We start from the raw sequence: 18,100 nt of genomic DNA on the forward strand, positions 1-18,100 counted from the left end.
AAAAGATTCATTTTTGGCCTGAATAGTGTCGAAAATATTCCCGCGTCATCACTTTTTTTAATTCGCGATGAAGGATTAATTCCGTCAAAAGGTTATTATAGGGAACTTCAGGCATTTGTTGTTCATACTTATCGATATCATTCATGTTGACATCGATACGATATAATAAATTAAATAACTTTTCCTGATGATTAGCCAGTAGATTTGTGATATGCTCTAACATTTGGGCAAACAAATGATCATAGAAATCATTTACCTCCCCTGAAAAACTGATATTGAGATCAAACTCAGCAAAATCTTTTATTATTTGATCAATAGTTTTCCGAATAAGCTCTTCCCGGCCAGTAGCCTTAACAATATCTTCTTTCGAAAAAGCAGGTAACATTTATTGTTCCTCCTTTTTCGGTTCTTCTTTTTCATCCAGAAAACGGAACGAATAAAGTATGGATTCCAGTTGCCAAACCAGGTTACGTTTTTCTGGTTTTTCCGGGGCATACACATAACCTTCGGTAACCACCACGCGCCCGTTTTCGGGGTCAATATGAGCGAAGCTTACAAACGGCCCACCCATAATATCACCTTCGACACGCCATAATCCGCGAATCTCAACGATTTGATGGTCATTATGTTCAAATCGCTTATAGGTAACCGGAACCCTATCTTCGGTAGTCATATAGGATCCTTCCGAAGGCCCGGGAACATTTACTCGCAGAACAGAGTCCCGCTTATTTAACAAATAAGGTTCGGTGATGCTTTCAAAGCCGGTATATTCAAACGAATAAACAAAGAGTCCCTGACTGGTCAACGGGGTCTCATTAGACATCCACATAAAATTTTTGCCGGGCTTATTCTCATTGAAATTAACCGGTACAATCATAAAGGCATCCCATACATTCTTAAACTTTTCAGTGAGCGTACGATTAATGTATTTTCTGTAATAGTTCTGGTTGCGGTCTCTTTCAGCCTTAACAAAAAAACCGGCAAGTTTAATTTCCTCAGCGTTCACTATAGAATCGAGTTGCCAGCCGTCTTGGGCATATATCTCAGCCATAGCATGCTGCTTCCCCCATCGGTCTTTATAATACTTAATGTCAGGTTTCTGACCATTTTTAATATAAACAAGGATTAAATTTCTGAATGGTTTCAACCGTTCACTGAAGGCCCTGTGGGGAATCACCGAAACATCGAAGAGCGGCTCATGCTGCGGCAGTCCCAACATCGACTGCTGCATCACAGAAATTAGCGTTTTTCCTCCCACACTTTCTTTCACCGAATCATTCATAACAATCAACATCTCACCCTGGCTACCAGAAAGGTTAGGCTTATAAATGCCTCCCTTATCTTTACAAGCAGAAAAAAACAACACCAGAACAGTTATAAGGGCAAAAAATATACGTTTTGAAGCCATATTATGATTACTATTAAATTCAAAATTAGATTGATGTTAATCTTTTAGAAGGGTGAAGTTACAAAAAAAATTAAAGATGGTAGTTGGTTCGACTCCGTTAAGTGTTTATTATACTCATTCCATATTTTAAACACTTATTGCTGCGCCAATTCATGAAAAAAGAATTCTTCCTCCGCTTTATCTTTTGGTTCCCAAACAATTAATTTTTGTCCGGCATAAAGCCGTTTGTCTTTAAGGTCATTCCAGCGCATTAAATCTTCAATTCTACACTCATATGCCATTGCAATGCTATGAAAAAATTCTCCCTTTTGCACAATATGAGTAATCTTTCGCCGACCGGTAGTATCTCCACAGGCTTCCACTTTTTTTGGTGCAGGGGCCTCCTCACTCAAAAACTTTGAGCGCTGTTGATAAAAAATTTCAAGTTGATCTTCGGGCAATACTATTGAAACTGCTTCACCTGTATCCGACACCGGAATATAATCAAGTTTATAAACAGGGTTCAAAAGCCGAAGAACATCAATAGAAATACCTGTTAATCGAGATATTTGCTCAAAAGAAATGCCTCCCTTTACATTGCACGTTGCCAACTCATCATAATGAAACGTTTCGGGCAATGGCTTTATATCATATGAATGATAGTAATTCATCACATAGTTAACAGCCATAAAAGCAGGGACATAACCCCTGGCCTGTACCGGCAAAAATGGTCGCAGTTTCCAATAATCTTTTTCTCCCCCCGCTTGTTTTATGGCTTCTTTGACAGCCCCTATTCCCACGTTATAGGCAGAGATAGCCAACAACCAATCATTGAAATTGCTATATAAATATTTCAGGTAACGGCAGGCGGCGTCAGTAGATTTGACGGGATCGGCTCTTTCGTCAATATAGGAAGTAACTTTTAAATCAAACATTCTGGAAGCCTGATACAAGAACTGCCATAATCCATAAGCACCGGACGATGATTTGGCCTGAGGTTGTAAAGCCGATTCCACAACAGCCAGATATTTCAGTTCTAATGGAAGGCCGTACTTGTCTAGATACTCTTCGAAAAGAGGAAAATAAAGTTTTGAACGTGACAGAATGCCAGCTAAATGCTCAGGACGTTTTACAGTATACACATCAATATATGCCTGCACATACTGGTTATATTCTAACGGAATGGGTGTTTGTAAATTTAGCTTTTCAATTCTTGATTCAATCAAATAAGCCGGTACACTGTTTCGATTAGCATATCCTCCCGAAAGAATAAAAAACAATATAACCAGCAACAAAACGCAACGCTTTATCTGTAAGCATTTGAACATATATCCCGTCAAATTGGTTTTGCCTAAACCATAAATTGTTATTAGACAAAAAATTCCTGAAATCCATTCTTTTAAGACTCGCTTTCACCTTAGAAGTTTTTCCCAGTCAAAAAAGTGCAAGCTCGAACCTAACTGCTAATCCAAATAACTCAGGATTTCTCTTTATCGCTATTTTCCTCTTTTTTGTTTTCTTCCTTTGAGTCATTTAAAGCCTCGTTTCGTGCTTTTTTAAACTCTCTCATTCCCTGCCCCAGGCCTTTCATGAGTTCGGGAATTTTTCGTCCGCCAAACAACAATAAAATGGCCAAAATAATTACTATCCATTCCCAACCTCCCGGAATAGCTAAAAATAACACTGAAAGTTCCATATTTTTCTCCTTTAAATTATCTGAAATCAACAATTAAGGGCACCACCAATCAAGCTAATTTAGTACCCTGTTACAAATGTATTAATTTAATTGTTAAAAACAGGACGATTTCGGGTGATATTCAAATTTAGGCCAATCATTGACTAAGCCACCTAAACAGGTCATTCCCGTTGGCATACAACAACAATGCAATTAAAAAAATCATTCCCGCCAGTTGTGCATACTCCATGAATTTTTCGCTGGGTTTTCGGCCTGTAAAAATCTCAAAGAGCAGAAACAACACATGTCCCCCATCCAAAGCCGGAATAGGCAAAATATTCATAAATGCCAAAATAAGCGAGAGAAAAGCAGTTGTTGTCCAAAAGCTTAACCAATCCCAGCTGGCCGGAAACAGATTACCAATGGTTCCGAACCCACCTACCTGACGCATTCCTTCCTTGGTAAATACCAGCCTAAATTGTTTTACGTAACCGATTAACAAATTGACTCCTTTCTTGATTCCGGCAGGAAAAGCTTCAAAAAAACCAAATTTGCGATCCTTCACCTCCAAATAATTGTTTGGCGAGCGGGCAATTATTCCTATTTTACCTGACTGATTTACACGTACAGGTAAGGTTATGAAATCTGAACCGCGGTAGAAAGAGATGGTAGTGGTGTCACCTTTATATTTATTGAGCTCCTCTACAAACTCATAGAAAAAGGGCACTTCTATTCCTCCAACGGCAACCAAGCTATCACCCTTTTGAATTCCGGCTTCGGCTGCCGGCATTCCCTTCGCCACAGAATCAACCACAAAAGGGATCCGGTATCGGGCAAATTGTTTTACCCTTTCTGACAGCAAACGCTGGCTAAAATCGGCCGGTACCTTTAACTGAAATATGGAATCCCCTCTTTTAACCGTTAAGTATTGCGGATCTTCCAAAAACAGGTGATGCGTTAAATCAGAAATGGTAGTCACTTTAAAACTATCGACAGCCAAAACAAAATCTCCATCCTGAAGGCCTATCTCATGCCCTAAAGCGTGATAGGAATAACCGTATTTTGAACCTTCGAGCGGAATGTAGGATTCGCCCCATTTAAAAAGGATCATCCAAAAGATGAACAGGGCCAGAATAAAATTCACCAGAACTCCGCCTATCATTATAAAAAGGCGTTGCCAGGCTGGCTTGGCTCTAAATTCCCAGGGCTGTGGCGGGCTTTTTAGTTGTTCTTTATCCATCGATTCGTCTATCATCCCGGATATTTTCACATAACCTCCCAACGGAAGCCATCCCATGCCATATTCTGTTTCGCCCTTCTTAAACTTAAACAACGAAAAACCGGGATTAAAAAAAAGATAAAATTTCTCGACACGTGTTTTAAACAGGCGCGCAAAAAGAAAATGGCCAAATTCGTGCAGAATAACTAAGATAGAAAGACTTAAAATCAGTTGTAACGCTTTAATCAAAAACTCCATACTTTTTCAATTGAGGTTTAAAGCTATCCGGCTTTAGAGTGATTTAAAATGAATGCTAACTTAAGACACCTCAGCCAGATAATTTTTATGGATCCAACATAACAATTTATGCAAACATATCTGATAAATTTCTTTTAACAAAGTTTTAAGTTAAAAGACACATCTTTTCAGCAAAAACACGTAATTATAAAGAAATGCAACAAATATATTGATTTTCTTTATTTTCCGACCATTTCGGCCGCTAACACGCGTGCTTCTTTATCCGACTCCAGATAATCCGTAAAATCGGGGTTCTCTACAAAAGAGGCTTTAAACATAGTTTGTTCAATAATATGGGACATTTGGACGAAGCCAATTTTAGATTTCAAAAAAGCATCTACAGCAACTTCATTGGCGGCATTCACAATACAGGGCATATTTCCACCCTTGTGCATTGCTTCAAATGCCAGAGCCAAATTGCGAAACACTTTCACATCAGCTTTTTCAAAAGTTAAAGAGGGATATTCCGAAAAATTAAATCGAGGCCAATTATTTTCCAGCCGTTCGGGATAGCTCAATGCGTATTGGATAGGAAGTCTCATGTCCGGCAACCCCAATTGGGCTTTAATGGATCCGTCACAGAACATCACCAATGAATGGACGATAGATTGAGGATGAACCACAATCTCTATTTGTTCGGGTTGAATATCAAACAACCACTTGGCTTCTATGGCTTCAAAACCCTTATTCATTAACGTAGCGGAATCGATGGTGATTTTATCGCCCATTTTCCAGTTGGGATGATTCAGCGCCTGGCAACGTGTTACCTTCCTGAGAAATTCCACATCTTTTCCCCGGAAAGGCCCACCTGATGCTGTAAGAATCACTTTGTCAACAAATTGAGTTTTTTCACCGGCAAGACATTGGAAAATGGCAGAATGTTCCGAATCGATAGGCAGTACAGATACATTCTTTTTTCGCGCAAGTTCCATAATAAGATCTCCGGCTACCACCAGCGTTTCTTTGTTAGCCAAAGCAATAGTCTTTCCGGCTTCAATAGCTTTCATGGTGGGCAATAACCCAGAAAAGCCTACCAGGGCAACCACTACAACATCTATCTCCTTTATCGTCACAACCTGAGCCAGAGCCTCCTCACCACAACAAACCTGAATATTATATTTTTGCAATTGTTCTTTAACCCATTTGTACTTACTGTGATCACCAATAACAACAACCTGGGGTTTATATTTTCTTGCTTGCTCAACCAACAGGGCTGCATTTTTTCTTGCAGTTAAAACTACTACTTGATAAAGATCTGAATGTTGCTCTATTACCTGGAGTGTTTGTGTCCCTATGGAACCGGTAGAACCAAGAAGAGCTATACGTCGTTTCATCAGTATATATAAATTTTATCTAAGTTATTGGTCGAATGGAACTCACATGATTTAAAGTAATACATGTACTTTTATTGGTCATGCCTGCTCCATCATAATAATATTATTCTATTTGCCTAATTGTTTTCTATGACTGATCTTATTCCACTTTCTCGCCTGAAAGGAAAAACCATTTTTACTGCCATCGAGAAATTCACTTAAATCTCCATCTCCCTTTTGCCGGGGCACTTCAAAACTTGTTCCGGCTGTGCAAATCATTATTGGTCATGGTTGTTGGTTATCACAAAAATAAAAGCAGGAAAGAAATGCATCCGCATCACCTCGGTTACCCATAGTGCTGTAACAAGCATGGCAAACCACTTAAAAAGAGATGTATTCTTTCGGATCCAGAGGGATACCGTTATGCCACAATTCAAAATGGAGATGCGGACCAGTGGTTAACTCACCGGAATTCCCTACATGAGCAATGGCTTCACCGGCCTTTACATGATCACCTGTAGACTTTAGCAATCGCTCATTGTGCTTATACATGGAAATAAAATTATTGGCATGTTGAATTTGGATCACATAGCCTGTCTCTACCGTCCATCCCGAAAAAATGACCACCCCATCCATTACAGCAGAAACTCTTGCCCCTGGACCAGCAACAATATCAACACCAAAATGTCTTTGGGGATTTCCAAATTCATTAACTACCATGCCTTTTAATGGCGGGAAAAAGAAAGTATTCTCCAATAAAGGATTCAAAACCTGTTCGGTACTTTGAGGCGGAGTAAATTTTTCTTCTCGTTCCACTAACGCTCTGAACATTGAGTCCTCCTCCGAGCGCGTGAAATCTATTGATCTCCACCCGGAGGTATCATCAGAAAGATTTTCCCCAATAGCATCAGAATTTTCTGTGGCGACAGTATCTTCCGGGTTTTCGTTTGGCACTTCACCGTTTATGATCATCTTCATATTCTCGATAAACTTATTTCGCTTTTCAATTTCCATAATAAGCGAATCCACTCTTTCTGAATTTCTAACAATTAATAGCCGTTGAGTGGGATCCGGATAACCCGGGATATATTCTTTCAATCCGGTAAAAGCGATAAGAAATATAACCAAAACCACCAATAAAATTACCGAAAACCCTATAATGGTAAAAACATTCAACCGAGACAGCCTTATTACCAAAACCTCTTCATAAGTTTGTTCATTAAATACAGCTAATTTGTATTTACTTCTTAATTTTTGTACAAATGCTTTTCTTTTGTTAACCCCCATAGTTCCCTAAAATAATTTGCGTATGAATAAACCATAATCTATTTTCACCTCCTAATTATTATTAATCAAATTTTCCAGCCGAACCACACATCACTCTTTCACATTCATGTAAAGCAAGAATAGAAATTTTTCACACGCATTTTTGATTTTCTTTGTCATACAAAATTAAGCAATAATATGAATGTACCGAAACAAAAAAACAATCCATTAGGAAATTCAAATGACAGAGTCTTACAACCAATAAAATTTATTATCAATTTTTAACACAAAAACCCCTTGCAATAGGCACAAAACCTATTATATTTGCACTCGCAAACGAGAAAGAGAAACAAGAAGTTCAAAGATATATTGCGGGGTGGAGCAGTTGGTAGCTCGTTGGGCTCATAACCCAAAGGTCGTCAGTTCGAGTCTGGCCCCCGCTACAAAGCCGTAAAATTAAATTTTACGGCTTTTTTGTTTTTTATGGTTATGCCCATTTCATCCGCATAAAATTTACTTACTTCACTGATATATTGATTCTTAAAAGTAGTCAATAGTGGTTAGTCGTTAGTCACTAATCCATTAACACTAATGACTACTGACTTCTTCTGCCTTCTGCCTGTGCACTTCTGCCTTTGTCTTTTATACATGTTCTGGTTGTGGCAAGCCCTATTAACCAAACCGGTTTGGATTGAGTCCCAATCTATCAATAAACAGATAGTCAATATTAAACAGCTATTCGTCAAAAGATTTTGGAATAAAAGAGTTAAAAGATTTTATTTGGATATAAGTTTATAAACCAATGAATTTATCCAAATTATTTTGTACATCATCAATAAGGTATAAGCCCAAATGCATAAAAGATCCTTCGATTTTTTTTGGAAGCAACTATGCCTCTGAATTCATTCAATCGCTTCAGGCAGCAATCCCCCTTAATAGTTTCATTAAACCCATAGAAACCCTTGCTCTTAAAATTTCAAGAATTTGCCATGCCGATTACGTTCTGATTACACAATACACCAACGATAATAAATTTAAAGTAGCAGCCTGTACCCAATTTAATCAGGTTATTAACAAAAAGGAGGTTACACCTTTCACCATTCCATTTTTACCCAAATTAATTGAAAACCCCATAACCTTTAGTCAAAACAGCAATGAGTTACTATCTTTAATAGAAATTACAGACCACCATGACCATATGGTTACCGGAATGCTAATTAAAGACACACCCAGTACCATTCTGGGTGCCATATTTATCCTCTCAAAGAAAAATCAATCGAAACTACTAATAACCAACACCTTAAAATACTTCTCTTTTTACGTAACATCTGAATTGCGACACTTAATAAGTAAAGAAAACCTTGAGGAAAAAAACAGAGAACTTTTAAAAACAGAAGAAGAACTTAAACAAAAGAACAGATTATTGGATAACCTCAATAAGAATCTATCCAAAGCCAAACAAATTGTTGACGAAAGTAGTCGTTTGAAATCTGCCTTTTTAGCTAATTTAAGTCACGAAATACGGACCCCCATGAATGTTATTATGGGATTTACGGAATTGCTAAATGCCGAGGATATGTCGGCCAACCAACGCCGCCAATATATTGACATTATTCAGCAAAACGGAACACGACTTTTGCAGATTATGGATTCACTTATCGACATATCCCGTTTTCAGGCAAAAAAAATCGGAAAAGAACTACAGGCATTTTCCCTTAATCAGATGATGAAATTGCTGCATAAAAGCTATCTTTCAGAAATCAACATTTCGGGCAAGCCTTTAAACCTGGAACTTTCTTTACCTGCACCCGACGGAGAAGATTTTGTTTATCTTGACAAGGAAGCCACATTTAAAATACTGAACCATTTATTGGACAATGCTGTAAAGTTTACCGCATCAGGCTTTGTAAAATTTGGATATGAAATAGGTGAAAAGCAGATCACCTTTTTTGTAGAGGATAGTGGTATTGGCATTCCGGAGGGTAAAGAAAAAGAAATTTTTGATCTATTTAGACAGGGTGATTTACGGTTAAGTCGTCAATATGGCGGTACAGGACTGGGCTTAGCTATTGCTAAACGATATGTCAATGCCATGGGAGGACAAATTTGGTGTAGTAATCGTAACGATGGTAATCAGGGAGCTGTTTTCAAGTTTACACTACCTTCCAAATCCCTTCCTACTTATGAATTTTTATCGAATACTACTTCCGACAAAAACACAGGAGATTTAAAGCAAACATTGATCTCAAACACCTGGAAACCAAAAAATCGTTAGTAATTGTATCACTCATTTGGCTTTATGGCCAACACATCCAAAACCTAAAAAGCAGCCATTAGCAAACCAATATCCTTTGAAGGCAGGTTAAAGCGTTCTCCCAAGGTATGATTGGTTAAAATGCCTTTATAAAGATAGAGTCCATGGCTAACCCCTAAATCCTGTTTAATAAGCTGACTAACACCACCTGACATAGCCAGCCGCAAAAGAACCGGCGCAAAGATATTGCTTAAAGCGATGGATGCGGTACGTGCTACGCGCGATGCTATGTTATGCACCCGGTAATGAATCACTCCATGCTGAATAGTAACGGCCGACCCATGAGACTTGGAACTACACCCGGCATCGAAACAGCCCCCATTCCCCATACTCAAATCAACGATTATCGAACCCGGCTTCATACCGGCAATTTGTTCTTCAGAAATAAAAAATCGGCTCTGAGGATCAAAATATCTTAAACTACTAATAACCGCATCGGCAGACTTGAGTGCCTTACTAAGCACTTGGGGATGTAACACCGAAGTAAAAAGTCTCTGACCCACATTTCTTTCCAATTCACGCAAATTGCGATATGAATTATCAAAAACCTTTACCTGACATCCCAATCCCAATGCAGCTCTTACTGCAAACTCGCCGGCAGTTCCGGCACCAATAACCACAACTTCGGCAGGTGAAATGCCGGTGATTCCGCCTAACAAAACCCCTTTGCCATTTTTCTCTTTACTCAAATATTCGGAGGCTATCATTATGGCAGTATATCCTTCAATTTCACTCATACTACGGATAACAGGATAACAGTTGGATTCATCTTTAAGAAATTCATAGGCCAAAGCATTTATTTTTTTATGCATCAGCTGCTGAATGGATTCTCTATCTTGCTTAAATATATGCAACAAAGAAATAAGTAACTGTCCTGGCGAAAAAAGTTGCCGCTCTTCTTCGTTCGGAGGTGCTACTTTTAATACCACATCACATCGAAACGGCTCTTCATGGTTATCTACAATCTTTGCACCGGCTTCCGAAAAATCATGGTCAAAATAATTAGCCCCATTTCCGGCGCCGCTTTCAATAACTATCTCATGACCATTGGCAGTCAGTAATTCAACGCCCTGGGGAGTAAGAGGAATTCTATTTTCTCCTTTCTCATGTTCCCGAGGGATACCAAATGACATTGATTTCTGCCCCTTTCCTATTTCCAATAATTCCTCTTTGGGCATTAACCCTGTTTGGTTAATAGCAAAATACTGCGATGCGCTTTTCCCAATATCGCCCATATCTTTATCTATATAATTTAACAAACCCCTGGGGTATCCCACATAAATCACCCTTCGAAAACACTAACCACATTGGGATATCCTTATTCAACTTGATTAGATTTCTTGAACAATGAAAAAATTTCTTCAAGGAAGCAACCCAACCCTGATTTTAAAAGATTTTATCCATAAAAATTCCAGGACAATTATCTCTTCTTATTTGTTACCTTTTATAACGCCGATTAATTACCAATATTTGACAAATATATAATTTGTTTAAAACCCATTAAGGCCAGCGCACACTCTTTAATTCTTTAAAAGCCAGGCATGCATCCAGGCGAATGGAAAAAACTGTTCCCCGCAAACCCTAGAATTGATAAATATTCCTACTATATTCTGTCTGTCCACTTACTTTAAGCCTTTGTTGGTCAAGTTGGTTTCAGTTCAGCTTTTTCGGCACATAATATACAAAAATTTTAAGTCTTCCGAAATTAATATTATCTATTTCGTTTTCAACCCGAAACCAAAGCTCAATCAGTTTAAAAAAACTATCATTGTCTTCATTGGGCCCACGTTATCAATATACATCCTGAATTAATTTTTTCTACTGTAAATAAGGATACTGGTGATGTTCGTTTTTCCCGACAGTATGAAATTAAACCGAAAACTTTATCGACCTGGAACCATCTGCATTTTCAGTCATCCAAACATCAAGACGGTCGTCGGGCAAAACTTCGGCTATCTTCTCCGGCCATTCAATCAAACAAATATCGTCTCCAAAGAAGTAATCTTCATAACCGATATCAAATACCTCGCTAACATTTTTTAGGCGGTAAAAATCGAAGTGATATACTGTTTGATTGTCGGAAGTAACGTATTTATTAACAATGGCAAAACTAGGACTCGTAACCGGGTCAACCACCCCTAAGGCACGGCATAAGCCCTTAATAAAAGTAGTTTTACCTACGCCCATATTGCCGTGAAAAGCTATTATACGTTTCTCCTTAACCACAGGTAAAAATTCCCGGGCAATTGCATCGATATCCCCTTCCGAATGAATAATGAGTGTTTTTTCCATATTTTTTGAAACTTAAGAAACATCAAAGCGGAACCAGTTCAACAAGGGGTATTAACATCTCTTCCAGAGAGATACCTCCATGCTGAAAAGAATCCTTGTAATAATTAACATAGTAATTATAATTATTGGGATAGGCAAAGAAATCATCCTCTTTTGCAAAAATATAAGAAGTTGAAACATTAATACGCGGTAAAAAGATGCTTTCAGGTCTTTTTACCTCATACACTTCTTTAGCGTTATAGTCCAGATTTTTCCCTTGTTTAAATCGCAAATTAGTATTGGTATTTCTGTCGCCTATAACTTTTAACGGATGTTGAACGCGAATAGAACCATGGTCAGATGTTAAAACTATTCGGTTTTTTGCCTCCGAAAGTTTTTTAAATAATTCATATAAGGAAGAATGGACGAACCAGGAACGGGTTAATGAACGATAAGCCGACTCATCGGAAGCCAGTTCCCGAATCATCTTCAACTCCGTCCGGGCATGTGACAACATATCAATAAAATTGAAAACTATCACATTCAAATCATAAGAATTTAGTTGCCGGAAATTATCAACCAATTTTTTCCCGGCATCACTATCACTAATCTTATGATAGGAATATGTAAAGGAACGCCTCATCCGCTTCATAAAGGTTCCTATCAACTCCTCTTCATACTGATTACGACCACCTTCCTCATCCTCGTCCGTCCACAGGTTGGGATAAAGCTCCTGTATTTGTAACGGCAACAATCCAGAGAACAAGGCGTTACGGGCGTATTGGGTCGCCGTAGGCAGGATGCTGCAATAAAGATTGTCATCAGCAATATCAAAAAAAGGGGTAAGCTCATTTCTTATGGTTTCCCACTGGTCAAGTCTAAAATTATCGATAACAATTAAGACCACCTTTTGGCCTTTATCAAGAAGTGGAAGAATATAATTTTTTAAAACACGGTGCGACATTAACGGCCCATCACCATCCAAAAGCCAATTTTCATAATTATTTTTTACGGTTCGTGCAAATAATTGATTGGCTTCCCGTTTTTGCATTTTTAGAACCTCATCCAAGGGGCTATCGGCATTTTGCAGTTCCAATTCCCAATAGACCAATTTTCGATAAACCTCTTGCCACTCTTCCATTGAAAGATTATCACTCAACCGAAAGCCAATATCTGAAAACTGAGCCTGATAATCACTGGTGGCCTTTTGAGATACTAATCTGTCGCGATGTACATGTCGTTTAATAGATGATAATATCTGTGTGGGTTTCACCGGTTTAATCAAATAATCGGTAATTTTGCTGCCAATAGCCTGGTCCATAATATCCTCTTCTTCATTTTTGGTTATCATGATAACCGGCAAACCCGGGCGAATCTCTTTTATTCTGATTAATGTTTCCAGGCCGCTCAGCCCCGGCATATTTTCATCAAGAAATACCAAATCAAAGTGGTTTTCTTTAAGGACATTTAAGGCATCATTGCCATTAGATGCAGTATCAACCAAAAAACCTTTTTGTTGAAGAAAAATAACATGCGCTTTTAAATGCTCTATCTCATCATCAATCCATAATATTCTAATTTTTTTTATCTCTTCCATAGCCATTTTTCTTAAACAATTATTTTCCCGTCAGTCATTTCTTGCCCTTTCGGTATAAGTGTAATCCGGTATTTCACTTTCGTTAATTACAATGGTCGAAGGATTACTTTCCGATAAATATTTTTCCAGGAAGAAAGCTCTATATTTTTCCATATCGCTGACATCATGAATTTTTTGCCAATTAACATCATTAATAATCATCACAAAAGGCTCGCCAATTTGGGCAACATTGAATACCGAAGGCTGATTAATTAATGAGAAGAAATAGTCTAAACCACTTCGTTTATTATCCAACGGCCCGCTCATCAAAACAGTTTTGTCTGGCGATACCTGTAAAACCTTTAGTTGAAGGGTACGGGTGGTAAAATGGTCAAAGTTAAAATTGGCCAATTGGAACATTAGTTCGTTTACATCGGCCTGCCTGTCTGCCACTATAATCAAATGATGAATAGTGTCGGGTGCCAAAATAAATTCATCGGCATCCTTTTCTTCATTAACAAGAGAAGCCCCATGCTCTGTCATCAAGTTATCAGAAGGTTCAAAGAATGCAGAAAAATCAATTACACCGTTTTTTTGACCATTATTAAGTTGTTGAAGCCAATAATCGGCAACCACAGCTTGCTGTGACTGTGGAAAATCCTCCACAATCTGTTGCAGTTGTTCCCTAAACAAAGTATCCTGATTAAGCTGACTATAGGCCAAAGCATTTATCAGTAACGACTGAGGCAATAGTGGCTCGTAACGCTGATGGATTATCGAAGATGTTACCTCAACAACACCCTTCCAGTCATTTTGTTGCAACTTTTGGTATGCCTTGGCATAGGTTTCTTCCATTTTGGTACTTAGGGCTTCAAGATTTTCATAGTAATCAGGATTACTGATAAATTGCGCAATAGTGCTGTTGGGATAGTTCCGGACAATCATATTTCCGTAATAGTCGAGACATGAACTGTTGTGCATTTCCCGGCAAGCCAGGTAAATCCCCGTAATGGCCTCTTCAGTATAAGTTGATTGTGGATATCGGACTAACAGTTCTTCGAAAAGGGCAACAGCTTCTGAATATTTACTAAAATTATTGGCAAGAATATTAGCGGCAGAAATTAAAGCTTCTTCAATTTTTCTGTGAGCCTCAGCCTTTTCTTCTGAAGTTAACGGTAATCCGGCCAAAAGGGTTTCCTGACTAATTTCTCCATTAGAATTTTTCTCATTGACAGGTTTGTTAGATTGGTCAGGGGGTAAATTTTGAGCAAAAGGGTCATCAGGCTGTGACTGATTATTAGCGTCGGATTGTAATACCTGACTTTTTTTGTCGGACCTTCTCCAGTCATCCTCCAGATTACGTCGTCCCCATCGTTTTTCAAACTCCATTTGTCCGAGGCTAACTAATGGCGGATTATAAAAATACCAACTATCGGATTCATCATTTGCGCTATTATTTCCATAGGCAAAGTTGCGGTAAAAAAATGCATCATCTACATTATCAACAAAATCATTTGCATCTTCAAGCTCTTGTTTTTGTTGGATTAATTGCTCAATAAATCGGTTTCTTTCATCTTCAGGCATAGCTGCAATTCGTAACACACTATCCTGGTGTTCAATAATTCTCAGATTTTCGGCCAATGGTGCCAATTTATTTTTAATATGCTCAATTTCAGGGATACTATGATAATCTTCCGGAAGTATTACCAGTGCAGAATCGTAATAAGCATCCGCCAAAATATAATTCCCGTTCTGAAAACTAATATCTGCCATTTGCTTAAAAATTTTACCGGAAATAACAGGGTTATCGTGTGCATATCCGGCTGCCAATTGTAAATTAGCCAAGGCCATAATGGTATCACCCTCATTGAACCAGGTTTCTGCTATACCCCGGTATATTTGTCCCCGATAATTTTGATTTTTATACTCTTTAGCATATTTCTTCAAAATATTTCTGGCAATGTCCGGTTGGTCGGGTAAGCCTGCAAGAAGAGCCTGCTGAATTCTGGCATGGATAGTTGTCTCATAGTCGGGTTTTAACCTGCAAACCTTGTTAAAGGCATCATAAGCAGTATCATAATCCCCTACTTTTTGAGCCAATTGTCCCAGTATAAAATACCATCTAATTTTTTCCCACTTATCGTTGGTATTCGATGCGGCATTTTGACAATATTTGAGTGCTTCATTATAATTCTTCTGTCTCATCCAAAGCCAGGCTAATGTGGATTGCTCCAGCACAAGATAAGGATTTCTTTCCCCGGCTTCGGCTCTATATTGTTGTAATAACTGTAAAGCCCTGTCAAAATCTTCCATTTCAATGTAAGCGCGAGCCATCCAAAGCATGGCCTCCAGATGCGTTTTATGGTCAGGAAAAATTTGTAATACCATATCAAAAGCACTGACTGCTTCATACCAATTTTGGGAATAGATATGGGCTTTACCTATCAAAATCCAGGCATCATCGACCCATCTGTTAAACTCACGTTGATTGTAAAAATCCTGGTATTCAGGATTATTAGAGGATGGCTTCCTTTGGGGTTTAACGGTGATAGAATGTTTATCAATTAACTTCAGGCCTTTACGGATAGCTCTTTTCATTTGGGCCGTCGGAACCTGCCCATCGGCCTGAACGCAATAGGCAAACATGGGAAGTATTTCAGAAAAATCATCCGCCAGTGATTCACGCATTTGTTCACGCCCTTCCTCGAAACTTTGAATACCATTAAATAAAACATTATATCTGGCGGTAAGATTATGATAACTTCTGGAAAGCCAGGTATTTTTCCCGGTAGAACAATTGGCAAACACCACCAACGAAAAAAAATATATCAGCCATTTACTCTTCATTCGTTTATAAGTAATTGGTAGAATGAATTCCGCATGGCTTGAATAAGAGCTTTTATTATAGTGTTAAATCCATCAGCCATGCCCTTCATCTTCTAAACCATTTTTATCAGTACAGACATCCCTTAGTTTATTGTCTAAATGAGTCTTAAAATCATTTATTCAGCAGAAAGTCAGCAGCCATTGGTGCAACCACTACTAACCACTGTTCATTAAGCACTAAAACCTTTTTCTGCCTTCAGCCGTGCACCCCGGACTTTGTCTTGTTATTCTTTTGTGACAAACCTTCAAGGCCATGCCCGTTTCATCACAAATAATAAACTAAAAGGCAAAAAAAATATTACACAAAATGTACAAGAAAATTTTTCCTGCTTTCAACAACAAATATAATCATACTAACTGAAGAATAGTTAAGAAGATACCAATTAGAGCAAACATGTTGAACCAATTTATTCCTCATATAGAATAAGTTTATTAAAGGGGACAAGAATCCAGCATAATGGTAATATTAAATTCACTAAATTTCATTCGTATAAATTTTATCTAAGTTATTGGTCGAATGGAACTCGCATGACCTAAAGTTTATACATGCTCTTATTGTGACAAGTTTTCTTGGTCATGCTAGTTTCATTCGTATAAAATTTACTTATATAATTAGTTTAAAGTCCATTATGGCCATCCCTCACCCCTTAATCCCCTAAAGGGGAAATTTCCCAACCCGCAATCATAAAATCGATAAATCTCACTTCTGCCTTCTGCCTGTGCACTTCTGCCTATATCATTTTATACATGCTCTTTTGTGGCAAAAGTCGCCATGCTCGGTTCCTTCAAGAATCCGCATATAACACAACTCAAATGCAAAAAAATAATTATTTTTGTAAAGCTATATATACAAAAGCCGGCAATATTTAAGAACCAAAGGCCAACTAAAAATATTCTTACAGGCGAAGCAGTCAGGCCAATAGTATCAGCAATTAGCTAAATATTTTACAGATATTCAAAATTAACGTTACTAATAAAAGAGTACTGAAAGCCACTTAACAAAATTTCTAACCAAATTTTGGAAAGATATGCCTGTTAAGTACGGATTAATCCCCCATAAGATTGGGGCAAACGACAAGGAAGAGTATACTTGTTTGATAACCAACAGTGACGTGGTAACCGACGAGGACATTTTAGAAGATATCATTTCGAGAGGTTCAACCATCAAAAGGTCGGATGCCATTGCCGTAATTCAGGGGTATCATGAATCGGTTCAACGTTTTACCAGACAAGGGAAGCGCATCAACTCCCGACTTTTTAAGTCCCATTTTTCAATATCGGGAAAATTTAAAAGTTCAGACGAACCTATTGATGCGTCACGTCATCAGCTAAAGCTATCGCTGACGCCTGGTCCGTTGCTTCAGGAAGTTCTCCCGTCGATTGAAATTGTCCGGGTAAAAATTAAGCCTCCGAAGCCCACCATAAAAAGCATAACAGACCTAAAGACCAATATAATAAATGCCGGATTTACTCCCGGGCAAGCCATTTCAATCAAAGGTTTTAACCTTAAAATCAACCAACAGGACCCACGCCAGGGGGTGTTTTTTATTGACCGGGATGGTAATACTACAAGGGCAGAAAATATTGCAAAAAATAAACCTTCTGAACTAATTGTCTTTACTCCCGGTGAATTATCCGGAACTTATTTTATTGAAGTCAGAGCAGTACTGCATAGACGCAAATCGTTACGAACCGACCGTTTTATAAAAGGGCTCAAAACCTTATAAAACCTTTAAAATAGTATTCATCCGACAATTTATATACAACTCCCTTCAGACATCAACCTTTTAAAGAAATCTTTATTAACCCTTTAGAAGATATAAATCATCCCAAGGGTATAGTATTGAATTAACAATATCAATATTTTTAAATCCTTCAGAGGATACAATTTGAGTA

General features: G+C 38.1%; 13 protein-coding genes and 1 tRNA gene. 3 read left to right on the top strand and 11 right to left on the bottom strand.

Going from position 1 to position 18,100, the window contains the following annotated elements:
* Positions 1-7: 7 nt before the first annotated feature.
* From BM130_RS05700 to BM130_RS05730, 7 genes are all read right to left on the bottom strand, one after another.
* Positions 8-385, bottom strand: a complete 378-nt coding sequence (locus tag BM130_RS05700; RefSeq protein WP_010526195.1) for a hypothetical protein — start codon at positions 383-385, stop codon at positions 8-10.
* Positions 386-1,408: a DUF4837 family protein gene (locus BM130_RS05705; protein WP_010526194.1), complete on the bottom strand. Its 1,023-nt coding sequence runs from the start codon at positions 1,406-1,408 to the stop codon at positions 386-388.
* 134 nt (positions 1,409-1,542) lie between these two features.
* A complete protein-coding gene (locus BM130_RS05710) occupies positions 1,543-2,715 on the bottom strand; it encodes a lytic transglycosylase domain-containing protein (protein ID WP_010526193.1) in 1,173 nt (390 codons plus the stop codon).
* Positions 2,716-2,864: 149 nt separating this feature from the next.
* The gene (locus BM130_RS05715; RefSeq protein WP_010526192.1) at positions 2,865-3,083 is read right to left on the bottom strand and encodes a Sec-independent protein translocase subunit TatA/TatB; all 219 of its coding nucleotides are present in this window, start codon (positions 3,081-3,083) and stop codon (positions 2,865-2,867) included.
* Positions 3,084-3,219: 136 nt separating this feature from the next.
* Positions 3,220-4,539, bottom strand: a complete 1,320-nt coding sequence (rseP, locus tag BM130_RS05720) for an RIP metalloprotease RseP (protein WP_010526191.1) — start codon at positions 4,537-4,539, stop codon at positions 3,220-3,222.
* Positions 4,540-4,757: 218 nt separating this feature from the next.
* Positions 4,758-5,912, bottom strand: coding sequence for a 1-deoxy-D-xylulose-5-phosphate reductoisomerase (locus BM130_RS05725; protein ID WP_010526190.1), 1,155 nt, complete (start codon positions 5,910-5,912; stop codon positions 4,758-4,760).
* Between the two features lie 360 nt (positions 5,913-6,272).
* A complete protein-coding gene (locus BM130_RS05730) occupies positions 6,273-7,178 on the bottom strand; it encodes a M23 family metallopeptidase (protein WP_010526189.1) in 906 nt (301 codons plus the stop codon).
* A 349-nt stretch (positions 7,179-7,527) separates the two neighbouring features.
* On the opposite strand from BM130_RS05730, the gene BM130_RS05735 reads away from it, so the two are divergent.
* Together BM130_RS05735 and BM130_RS05740 are read left to right on the top strand one after the other, a co-directional pair.
* Positions 7,528-7,600, top strand: a tRNA-Met gene (locus BM130_RS05735).
* A gap of 359 nt (positions 7,601-7,959) precedes the next feature.
* Entirely contained in the window at positions 7,960-9,432 is a 1,473-nt protein-coding gene (locus tag BM130_RS05740; protein WP_010526188.1) for a sensor histidine kinase, read from the top strand.
* 44 nt (positions 9,433-9,476) lie between these two features.
* Here BM130_RS05740 and BM130_RS05745 read toward each other — a convergent pair whose 3' ends face one another.
* The 4 genes from BM130_RS05745 to porW form a co-directional block, all read right to left on the bottom strand.
* The gene (locus tag BM130_RS05745; protein WP_010526187.1) at positions 9,477-10,706 is read right to left on the bottom strand and encodes an alanine dehydrogenase; all 1,230 of its coding nucleotides are present in this window, start codon (positions 10,704-10,706) and stop codon (positions 9,477-9,479) included.
* A 634-nt stretch (positions 10,707-11,340) separates the two neighbouring features.
* Entirely contained in the window at positions 11,341-11,763 is a 423-nt protein-coding gene (tsaE, locus tag BM130_RS05750; protein ID WP_010526186.1) for a tRNA (adenosine(37)-N6)-threonylcarbamoyltransferase complex ATPase subunit type 1 TsaE, read from the bottom strand.
* Positions 11,764-11,785: 22 nt separating this feature from the next.
* Positions 11,786-13,339, bottom strand: coding sequence for a T9SS response regulator signal transducer PorX (gene porX / locus BM130_RS05755; protein ID WP_044138323.1), 1,554 nt, complete (start codon positions 13,337-13,339; stop codon positions 11,786-11,788).
* Positions 13,340-13,369: 30 nt separating this feature from the next.
* Positions 13,370-16,165: a type IX secretion system periplasmic lipoprotein PorW/SprE gene (porW, locus tag BM130_RS05760; protein WP_010526184.1), complete on the bottom strand. Its 2,796-nt coding sequence runs from the start codon at positions 16,163-16,165 to the stop codon at positions 13,370-13,372.
* Between the two features lie 1,067 nt (positions 16,166-17,232).
* Between porW and BM130_RS05765 the strand changes: the two genes are divergently transcribed.
* Positions 17,233-17,931, top strand: coding sequence for a DNA-binding domain-containing protein (locus BM130_RS05765; RefSeq protein ID WP_010526182.1), 699 nt, complete (start codon positions 17,233-17,235; stop codon positions 17,929-17,931).
* The last annotated feature ends 169 nt before the right edge of the window (positions 17,932-18,100 follow it).

This window comes from Thermophagus xiamenensis (assembly GCF_900112795.1).
GTDB classification, from domain to species: domain Bacteria; phylum Bacteroidota; class Bacteroidia; order Bacteroidales; family Marinilabiliaceae; genus Thermophagus; species Thermophagus xiamenensis.